This is a genomic window from Archangium sp., from assembly GCF_036388035.1.
Classification (GTDB): Bacteria; Myxococcota; Myxococcia; order Myxococcales; family Myxococcaceae; genus Archangium.
This window is the reverse complement of the sequence record NZ_DASVSO010000522.1, coordinates 1-4,559: the sequence shown is the minus strand read 5'-3', so window position 1 is coordinate 4,559 and position 4,559 is coordinate 1. Positions and strand designations below refer to the sequence as shown.

Genomic DNA, 4,559 nt, shown 5'->3' with positions numbered 1-4,559 from the left:
GGGCCTTCCCGTGAGGCCCGGAAGGGTGTAGGCCGCTGCCCGTATGGCTGCCCCCCGCCCCTTGCGCGACGCGGACCTCTCCCAGGTGGAGGGGGTCTTCACCGACGTCGACGGTACGCTCACCACGTCTCACCGCCTGCGCTCCACCACCGTGCGGGCGCTCGAACGTCTGGCGGACGCCGGCCTCAAGCTGGTGCTGGTGACTGGCCGCCCGGCGGGTTGGGGAGAGGCGTGGGCTCGCACGCTGCCAGTGGATGGGGTCGTGGTGGAGAACGGCGGCCTGCTCTTCCTGCGAGGGCCCGGCGGCAAGCTGCGGAAGGTGTATTCGGAGTCCCCCCGCGTTCGGGAGTTGAACCGGCGGCGCCTGGTGGCCGAGGTGACGGACGTGCTGCGGCAGGTGCCGGGAGCGCGCCTGTCCATGGACAGCGCCTACACCGAGGTGGACCTGGCCGTGGACTACAACGAGGAGGCGCGGCTGGGCGAGGAGGGGGCCGGGCGCATCGAGGCGCTGCTGCGGGCGCGCGGGGTGACGGCGGTGCGCTCCTCGGTGCACGTCAACTGCTGGCTCGGCCGCTTCGACAAGCGCTCCGCGGTGCGCCGTTTCCTGAAGCTCGCCTGGGGCCTGCGGCCGGAGCCGGGGGAGCCGCGCTTCGTGTATGTCGGGGATAGTTTCAACGATGCTCCGATGTTTGGAGAGTTCGCCCTGAGTATCGGGGTGGCCAACGTGCGGCGGGTGCTGGATCGCATCGACACGCCGCCGGCCTTCATCACCCGGGCGGAGGAGGGGCGGGGCTTCGAGGAGCTCGCTCGCGCCCTTCTCGCCCAGCGGGGCCGCAGGGCCCCACGAGGAGTCAGACCGTGAATGTCGTGAAGCTGGAGCTGGCTCCGGGGTTGGGCCGTCACCTGCGCGCGGGGCACCCGTGGGTCTTCCGCAAGGCGCTGGACAGGGTGCCGAAGATTCCCCCCGGCAGCGTGGTGGACCTGGCCGAGAACGGGAAGTTCGTGGCGCGCGGGTACTTCGATCCGCACTCGGCCATCGCGGTGCGCGTGCTCACGCGCAACCCGCGGCAGAACATCGACGCGGCCTTCTTCGCGCAGCGGGTGCGGCAGGCGCTGGCCGAGCGGCGCTCGCTCATCGACCTGACGGACACGGACAGCTTCCGGCTGATTCACGGCGAGGGCGACGGGTTGCCGGGCGTGGTGGTGGACCTCTATGGCCGGTACGCGGTGATGAAGCTGTACTCGGCGGGGCTCACGCCCTACCGCGGGCTCATCGTCGAGGCGCTGAAGGCGGCGGTGCCGCAGCTCCAGGGTATCCTCGGCCGGGACGAGGTGGGCCGGGACGACGCCGAGGAGGACGAGGGCCGGGGCTCGGGGAAGATGCTGTGGGGCCAGCAGGCGCCGGAGGTGCTGGAGATCCTCGAGCGGGGCGCGAAGTTCGGGGTGGACGCGTGGCGCGGGCAGAAGACGGGCTTCTTCCTGGACCAGCGGGAGAACCGCTACCTCATCCGGCGGCTGGCGCCGGGGCGCGACGTGCTCAACTGCTTCTGCTTCAGCGGCGGGTTCTCGGTGAACGCGGCGCTGGGCGGGGCCAAGAGCGTGTTCTCGGTGGACCTGGATCCGGACGCGATTGCCCTGGCGCGCGAGAACTTCACGCGCAACGGGCTGCCGGCGGAGAAGTACGACTTCCTGGCGGCGGACGTGTTCAAGCTGCTGGCCTCCTTCCGCGAGGAGGGGAGGACGTTCGACTTGATCATCCTGGACCCGCCGGCGTTCGCGAAGAGCCAGCGGGCGGTGCAGGCGGCGATCGACGGGTACGCCTCGTTGAACCGTCAGGCGCTGGGGCTGCTGCGGCCCGGGGGCCTGCTGGCGACGGCGTCGTGCTCGGCTCGCGTGGGCCCCAATGACTTCCTGGGCGCGGTGAAGGAGGCGGCCTTCAAGGCGGGCGTGGACCTCGCCATGGTGGAGGAGCGCTACCAGCCGCCGGATCATCCGATCCGGCTCCAGTTCCCCGAGGGCAAGTACCTGAAGTTCTACGTGCTGGCGTCGGTGTAGCTCAGCGCTTGAACACGCTCGAGGCCACGCGGTCCATCACCTCATCGGCCCACACGAGGCTGGCCTGGGTGAGACGATTCATGTCCTCGCGGAAGGCCGCGTCCGTCGGCGGCGTGGCGTAGAGGCGACTTAGGAAGAGGCTCTTGTTCTCGGGCTCGTAGTCCACCGCGCCACCACCGGTGTTCGTGCCGGCCTTCTCCTCGGCGCGGAAGCCCTCGAGCACGCCGGGCTTGGGCGCATCCCGGAACTTGTAGATGAGGGCGCTCGCCTCCAGCGCCTGCTTGTCCGAGCGGTACTCGAAGTAGAGCTGGGCCTGTCCGAGCACCGCGCCCCCGAACCCCTGCGGGTTGAGACCTTCGCTCGGCTGTCCGACGGACATCATGAACACCTGCACCAGGCGCTGCGCTTCGTCGCGGGTCATGGGTCCTCCGCCTCCAGGAGGCGTTGATTTCTTCCGGAGAGACGTTAGCAGCAGCCCGCCCGGCGTCGCGAGGAATGCGGCTCCTCGTGTGCTCATGGCCGGTGCGAGGGGCCCTGCGGCTCATGGGGTGACCGCGCGGGTGGGGTCGGACGGCCCCATGTCAGGGGTGAGGGGTAGAAAGGAGGCGGGACGGCGGGGAGGGGGAGGGCGATGGAGCGGAAGACGTGGGAGAACCTGGCGGCGGCGCGTGTGCTTCTGGACGATGAGGACCCGTGCCCCAACGCGGCGGCCTCGCGGGCCTACTACGCGGCCTACCATGCGTGCTGGCATGCAATGAACGCAGTGGGCATCCCTACTCCAGAAGTCAGGCCCGGTGTATATTACTTCCTGCATGAGCCGCTGCCCCACGAGGCCTACAGGGCCGGGATTCTCGATACGTCAGCCAGCGATGTGCTGACCGGGCTGGCCGACATGCGTGTGACCGCGGACTACCTTGAGGACGAGTTGACGGTCGAGCAGGTGAGGACGGCGGTGGAGTTGGCCGCGGCCTTCGTGCGGCATCTGCTCGGGGAGGAACCGATATGGTGAACGAGCGTGAGGAACTTCGCCGACAGGTGATGCGGCTCGCGGGGGGTCGGCCGGTACGGTGGACGGATGAGCGGACCTCGCGGGGAGATTTTCCTGGACGGGATTGGGCGCTGGAGGTCTTCGATGTGCCCGCTGCCGAGCAATGGGAGCTGCGGCATCGTCTCTCGGGGCTGAGGTGGCAGTTCTGGGACGACAAGCACCGGGCGCTCACCATCCTCTTCCACACCCCCGAGGAGACCACCCGGCTCTACTCCTGGGTCCGCCAGGAGCACGCAGCGGAACTGGCTGGAGCGACCTGACATGCGCTACCTGGGAATGGCCGCGGTACTCACCGTGCTCGCTGGCTGTGGCGGCGAGGAGATCCGTCGCTACCGCGTGGTGGTGGACCCCGCGCCCCTGTCGGCGCTCCCGGGCTCCTGCTACCGCGGCGGCACGCCCCCGTCCCAACGGGTGGAGGATCGTAACCTCTTCCGGGACTTCGAGTGGACCGTCTGGGAGGCCGGCAGCGGCGGTCGGGCCTACCTGGAGCTGGCAGCGCCCGACGGAGGCTGGCGGCTCGGTGACACCCCGCCCGTGGCGCTCTCGGGGGCCATCGTGGGAAACGGAGAGTCCTTCTCGGCCGAGCGGGTGGTGGTGACGACCGAGGGCCAGGTGCTGGAGTCCACGGCCATCCGCGTCCTCTTCGAGGACCGGGACACCCTCTCCAAGGGGGTGGTGGAGCTCGCGTCGCGCTGTGCCTCGTGCGCGGGGGGCAGTGCCCTGGCCTGTGAGACCCGACTGGCGTTCACTGCCCGAGAAGAAGTTCTCCAGGAGTGAAGCGCGCGGACACGCTCCGCGTTAATCTCCCCCCGTCTATGGTCCTCAAAGGTCAGTTCCTCGAGCGCTCCACGCTCATCCCCGTGGGCGGCGACGTCATGGAAGGCGTGGCGCACCGGGGCGACGAGCGGCCCCCGCTGCTCGTCCTCCCACCCCGGCCCGAGGACGGGGGTGGCATGGACCACGTCATTGGTGCCGAGCTGGCATTCGCCGCGGCCTCGGCGGGCCACCCCACGCTGCGCTTCAACTACCGGGGCGTGGGCGGGAGCCAGGGAGAGCGGGGCTCGGGCGAGGCGCTGGTGCAGGAGGCCGAGGCCGCGCTGGGCGTGGTGCTGGAGAACGTCCATCACCCTGCGGCGGCGGTGGCCGCGCTCCACGGGAGTGCCCGGGTCGCCCTCGAGCTCCGGGCGCGCCACCCCGAGGTGGCCGCCGTGTGTCTGGTGAGCCCTCGCGCGGTGACGGCCCGGGAGCTGGCGGGGCTCGGGCGGGGACTGCTGGTGGTGGTGGGCGAGCTGGACTCCACCCTGTCCCGGGCGGAGCTGGCCGAGGCGGTGGACCAGGCCGGCGGCACCCTGCACGTGGTGGAAGGCGCCGGATCCCATTTCCACCATGCGCTTCCCCTGGTGGGAAAAGCCGTTCGCACCTGGCTGAAGATGCTGTCGGGCAAGTGACCGATGGC

At 70.3% G+C, this 4,559-nt stretch carries 7 protein-coding genes; 6 read left to right on the top strand and 1 reads right to left on the bottom strand.

Going from position 1 to position 4,559, the window contains the following annotated elements; translation table 11 throughout:
• The first annotated feature begins 43 nt into the window (after nucleotides 1-43).
• Together VF697_RS21080 and VF697_RS21075 are read left to right on the top strand one after the other, a co-directional pair.
• Complete coding sequence (locus tag VF697_RS21080; protein ID WP_331097700.1) at nucleotides 44-862, top strand: HAD-IIB family hydrolase; 819 nt, start codon at nucleotides 44-46, stop codon at nucleotides 860-862.
• Nucleotides 859-2,055: a class I SAM-dependent rRNA methyltransferase gene (locus VF697_RS21075; protein ID WP_331097698.1), complete on the top strand. Its 1,197-nt coding sequence runs from the start codon at nucleotides 859-861 to the stop codon at nucleotides 2,053-2,055. Before VF697_RS21080 ends, VF697_RS21075 begins: the two co-directional genes overlap by 4 nt.
• Nucleotide 2,056: 1 nt before the next feature.
• Here VF697_RS21075 and VF697_RS21070 read toward each other — a convergent pair whose 3' ends face one another.
• Nucleotides 2,057-2,476 (bottom strand): hypothetical protein, encoded by a 420-nt coding sequence (locus VF697_RS21070; protein ID WP_331097697.1) that lies wholly within the window; start codon nucleotides 2,474-2,476, stop codon nucleotides 2,057-2,059.
• Nucleotides 2,477-2,686: 210 nt separating this feature from the next.
• On the opposite strand from VF697_RS21070, the gene VF697_RS21065 reads away from it, so the two are divergent.
• The 4 genes from VF697_RS21065 to VF697_RS21050 are packed head-to-tail and all read left to right on the top strand — an operon-like array spanning nucleotide 2,687 to nucleotide 4,551.
• Nucleotides 2,687-3,064 carry a hypothetical protein gene (locus VF697_RS21065; RefSeq protein WP_331097695.1) on the top strand — a complete coding sequence of 126 codons (378 nt, stop codon included), beginning with the start codon at nucleotides 2,687-2,689 and terminating at the stop codon, nucleotides 3,062-3,064.
• Nucleotides 3,058-3,363, top strand: coding sequence for a hypothetical protein (locus VF697_RS21060; RefSeq protein WP_331097693.1), 306 nt, complete (start codon nucleotides 3,058-3,060; stop codon nucleotides 3,361-3,363). The genes VF697_RS21065 and VF697_RS21060 overlap by 7 nt, the downstream gene beginning before the upstream one ends.
• Before the next feature lies 1 nt (nucleotide 3,364).
• Nucleotides 3,365-3,880, top strand: coding sequence for a hypothetical protein (locus tag VF697_RS21055; RefSeq protein WP_331097691.1), 516 nt, complete (start codon nucleotides 3,365-3,367; stop codon nucleotides 3,878-3,880).
• A gap of 38 nt (nucleotides 3,881-3,918) precedes the next feature.
• Nucleotides 3,919-4,551: an alpha/beta hydrolase gene (locus VF697_RS21050; RefSeq protein ID WP_331097690.1), complete on the top strand. Its 633-nt coding sequence runs from the start codon at nucleotides 3,919-3,921 to the stop codon at nucleotides 4,549-4,551.
• Nucleotides 4,552-4,559 lie beyond the last annotated feature (8 nt).

Excerpts from the sequence above, each read along its gene's own strand:
- VF697_RS21080 (WP_331097700.1), top strand. The coding sequence starts at position 44 with ATGGCTGCCCCCCGCCCCTTGCGCGACGCGGACCTCTCCCAGGTGGAG.
- VF697_RS21070 (WP_331097697.1), bottom strand. The coding sequence starts at position 2,476 with ATGACCCGCGACGAAGCGCAGCGCCTGGTGCAGGTGTTCATGATGTCC.
- VF697_RS21065 (WP_331097695.1), top strand. The coding sequence starts at position 2,687 with ATGGAGCGGAAGACGTGGGAGAACCTGGCGGCGGCGCGTGTGCTTCTG.
- VF697_RS21060 (WP_331097693.1), top strand. The coding sequence starts at position 3,058 with ATGGTGAACGAGCGTGAGGAACTTCGCCGACAGGTGATGCGGCTCGCG.
- VF697_RS21055 (WP_331097691.1), top strand. The coding sequence starts at position 3,365 with ATGCGCTACCTGGGAATGGCCGCGGTACTCACCGTGCTCGCTGGCTGT.
- VF697_RS21050 (WP_331097690.1), top strand. The coding sequence starts at position 3,919 with ATGGTCCTCAAAGGTCAGTTCCTCGAGCGCTCCACGCTCATCCCCGTG.